We start from the raw sequence: 4,375 nt of genomic DNA on the forward strand, positions 1-4,375 counted from the left end.
AAGTATGCACTAAATTAATTCCGCCAACAGGTATATAATAACATTTTTTAAAGGATTGTATCTTGAATCTTTTTCTTAATATATTGATGAAACTTTGAGATAATAATACATACATATCGGACTGTCTGTATAACTTCTGAAGTCTTTTTTTGGTATGTGATGACATGTACCAGTAGTGATAAGGGATAGATAACCAACTTTTTAAAGATAGGTGTACATGATATAGCTTATACCAAAATAGTATCCATCCGCAATCTGGCGTATTATGTTCAACTGTTATGATTTTGCAATTTAATTTATGTGAAGCCTTGAATAAAATATCCTCTATTGGGGCATAGCTGTCTTGAAAGATAATAATATCAAATTTTTGTGCTTTTAATAGAGTACGGAGATATTCTTTGTTTTCGTTTATTTGTTTATTTGTAATTTCAGGCATTTTATAATAGGATATTCTACTGTCTGAATATTGCATTTCTTTATTTTGGATATATGACAGTATGGAGATTTGATATCCTTTTTCTACAAGGTATTTGGATAAGATTTCAGTAACCTTTTCTATTCCGCCTATATCTGGATAATGATGTAAATAGAATAATATTTTCATTTGGATTTATCTATTTCCTATTAAGAATCGTAAACTGTTATGTAGATATTTATTTAGAATCATATATGCTAATGAGCAAATCAAAAGAGTGGTTATGCCAATCATAAAGTGTGCTAAAATCAAATGAGAGTTAGAGAAAAAATTGATATATACAGGTTTTACATAGTCAACAATAAAATGTGAACAGTATATAAACATGACAATTGATCCACTGTTACATTTCTGTATATTGCATTTTTTATAAATCCACCATGAAAATCTCAAAATGAATAGGACACCACCTATAATTGTTATTTGCATAAAAAAATGGTGCATGATGTTCTCTCTTAACAAAACATTGATACAGACTAATATGGGATAAATGATATATATATATTGTGAAGGGAGTGATGACAATATATTTTTTTGGCTTATTGATAAACTCGCACCTATACAAAACCAAATTAATCCCGTATATAGTAAAGTTAGTGGTATTTGTAGATAGGGAAGAATAATGAATATAACTAAAAGGATAGAAACAATTATATATTTTTTTCTTACTAATTGTATTGTCCAAAAAATGATTGGTGAAAAAAGAGTTATTATGATTAAATCACGTATATACCAAAGTGGTCCATTTATAGGAAACGGATAAATAATTGTTCCGTTATAGAAAATAAAACTTTTGGCTATCGGTATAATTCCATTTAGTGTTGATAAATTCCCTGTTTTTAAGAAAATATATCCCATCTTTAATAATAAGGCGATTAAACACCATATTATGTATGGAATAAGTAAGGTGGTTACCCTTTTTTTTATTTTTATTTTATAATCAGATAAATTGAATTTCAAATTTTCTTTTTTGAAGAAAAAATATCCAGATAAAAAGAAGAAAGTAGGAACTCTAAATTCTCCTAGTACTTCTTGTTGAAAGAATATAATATTGTATGCATAGTTTGAGTAGCCGTGAGGTAAAGGAACATCTACCGCACTATGGGTAAATACTACTCCAATAATAAGTAAGATTCTTAAAAAATTTACATAGTTGGATTCTTCTTTTATGTCTATGTATGTATTCATTTCTAGTTTAATTAGTCAAATAGTTGGTACCATCTTTTTCTTATTTCTTGATGTGCAAACTTTGATAGTGTTAATTGTGCATTAGCTCTATATGTATTCATCAAATTATTGTTTGACATTAACTCTATTATTTTCTCTACGTACATTTGTTCGTTATATGGAGGAATAATTATGCCATTTTTTCCATTCCATATGATGTCTTTTATGGAAGAGAAAGTCTGATAGGCAATTGGAATACATTTATTTGTCAATGCTTCAATCAAGGTTACGCTTAAACCTTCATAATGTGAAGTCATCATAAAAATAGATGCTTTTTGATAATAAATTTGTGGGTTGTCTTTTTTACCTTCAAAAATTACATTTGGAATTTTTTGCTCTTGGATATATTGCTTATAAAGTACTTCAGCTTCGCCATAGCCAATAATGCGCAAAGACCAATCTGTGATTCTTTCACAAACTTGTTTCCATATTCGTAGTGCGCTAATAATATTTTTTTGGTTCTCATCAAAACGTGCTACAATTATTACCTCTTTTTGCTTGATAAAATCAATGTTTATGTTATTAGAATATACTAATGGATTTCCAATAGCATAAAGCTTTTTATTGTCTTTCAAGTGAAAATTGTTTATAGCTTCAGAAATGAATGAAGGAGAGAGCACTACGTAGTAGTCACAGATTTTATAGAGTTGTTTTTGTTCTTTGATATATATATTCTGTCTTGCCAGAATAGTTTTGATTATTAGGATTAATTGTATTTTTATGGATTTTGGTCTTTCTAAATATTGAATAAAATATGGAGTATTATGTAGGCAATTGATGATTTTTACATTATGAATTTCTCGTTTTATTGTTTTTAGTGTATAAATAATTCTACGTTGTGTAAGGCCTTGATTGATGATAATGTTAATATCATTTTCTTTTATAAATTGACTTAGTTGATTATAAAAAACTTGCATAGGTTGCTTTAAGTTCATCTTAATCTTTTTGCTGTCTTGGATAGATGCATTATCTGTATGCCAGAAAGCAAAATAGCACCGGTGTCCATCTTGCTCAAATATTTGGCTTAATATGTCACTTACTTTTTCAATACCTCCTCTTGAAGGAAGAATAGAATTTTCTATGAATAAAATGTTCTTTTTAATCATGAGTCTTTCTGATTTTGTTGAGAATCAAATGTAATTCTTTGAGTTTTAAAAGATAAGCCATCCCTATGTAATAAGAAAAACCAATCATAAAGCCTATAATTAGCTGCAAGTAATAATTGGCAATAAAAGAAATGCATAGTGATATAATCATAAACATACTAAAGCTTAAGATAATGTATGGCATCAGAATTTGTACTTCTTCTTTATGAGTGATAGATAGAAGGGGTTTTAGAAAATAGATGATAATTATCATGTCAAAGAAACTATAGCAAATAAGTCCTATACACATGGCTTTAATTCCTAATGGAATTGTTATGCACAATATGACTATTGAAACTATTTTTTTATAAATTTCTGATTTAAAAGATAAATCACTTCTTCCTTTTACTGCTAATAATTGCCAGTTGAGGTACATTACATGATTCCACATTAGTGCAAAACTTATAAGAGTGAGCAGATAGGATGCTGGTATCCATTTTTCAGATAATAATACATAGGTTAGTGGTTTGGACAATGCGGCCATTCCTAACATTAGAGGAAAAATGATAAATGATGAAATTTTGAGTAATTGAAAAAAGTTGGTTTTTAATTTAACATTATTATTCTGCATGTTACATTGAACAGGATATACCGCCCTTGCAATAATATTTGTAATATTACTTGATGGAAAAGAAGCAAGAGTATTCATACGGTTATAAAATCCTAAATTTTGTGAGTTAAAGAATTTACCGATAACCAAAGAATATAGGTTGCTGTAAATGGTAGCAAGTAACCCTGTTAATAAAAGCCTGGAACCAAATGCAAATAATTGTTTGAAAGATTGTAGAGAGAATACCAATATGGGTTTCCAATGGGTGTTGCACCATAATAATAATGTTGTGAGGAAATTTGTTACTAATGATTGGAATACTAAAGACCAAACACCATATCCTGTCCATGCTAAGTAGATTCCTATCCCTCCGCCACAGGTGATAGCTACTAAAGTTATTTTGGCTTGTGATTTGAAATCTAACAAAATGGTCAGTTGGGTTCTTTGTACAATGGCAAAAGCTGATATTATAAAATTTAGACCTGCATAGCGAGCAATATTAGTTAGTTGTGGTTCATTATAAAATGAAGCAATAAATGGTGAGAAATACCAAAATAATATATAAATAAGAATAGATATGCAAATATTGAAATAAAAAACTGTTGAATAGTCAATGTCTGTGCGGTTTTTCTTTTGAATTAAAGCATTGGAAAATCCACTATCTATGACGCTTTGTGCAATTGATAGAAAGATTGTCAACATTGCTATTAATCCATAGTCAGATGGTGATACTAAGCGTGCAATAATTATGCTTAAGATAAATTGAATTCCTTGAGCACTGAATCTTTCGATTGCACTCCATATAATACCTTGTGTTTGTGATTTAGACATTAGAGTAACCTATATAAACACCCATTGTATGGCTATAATCCTCATTTTGAGTATTGTAGACCACTGTGAGTATATCTTTGATTAATAATTAAGTTGTTTTGCAATATTTATTGGTAAGCACTCACTGTGTGGCTATACTGCCCGTAA

The 4,375-nt window shown here is 29.0% G+C and carries 4 protein-coding genes; all 4 read right to left on the bottom strand.

The annotated features are described in order from the left end of the window. Positions 1-604, bottom strand: a 604-nt coding sequence (locus HMPREF9446_RS12855; RefSeq protein ID WP_009126114.1) for a glycosyltransferase, incomplete at its 3' end; no start/stop codon positions are given. 6 nt (positions 605-610) lie between these two features. Then, positions 611-1,663, bottom strand: a complete 1,053-nt coding sequence (locus HMPREF9446_RS12860; protein WP_009126115.1) for an acyltransferase family protein — start codon at positions 1,661-1,663, stop codon at positions 611-613. 11 nt (positions 1,664-1,674) lie between these two features. Continuing rightward, positions 1,675-2,808, bottom strand: a complete 1,134-nt coding sequence (locus HMPREF9446_RS12865) for a glycosyltransferase (protein ID WP_009126116.1) — start codon at positions 2,806-2,808, stop codon at positions 1,675-1,677. Further along, positions 2,801-4,228 carry a lipopolysaccharide biosynthesis protein gene (locus HMPREF9446_RS12870; protein WP_009126117.1) on the bottom strand — a complete coding sequence of 476 codons (1,428 nt, stop codon included), beginning with the start codon at positions 4,226-4,228 and terminating at the stop codon, positions 2,801-2,803. The genes HMPREF9446_RS12865 and HMPREF9446_RS12870 overlap by 8 nt, the downstream gene beginning before the upstream one ends. Between the last annotated feature and the right edge of the window lie 147 nt (positions 4,229-4,375).

It is taken from the genome of Bacteroides fluxus YIT 12057 (assembly GCF_000195635.1).
In the GTDB taxonomy this organism is placed as follows: Bacteria; Bacteroidota; Bacteroidia; order Bacteroidales; family Bacteroidaceae; genus Bacteroides; species Bacteroides fluxus.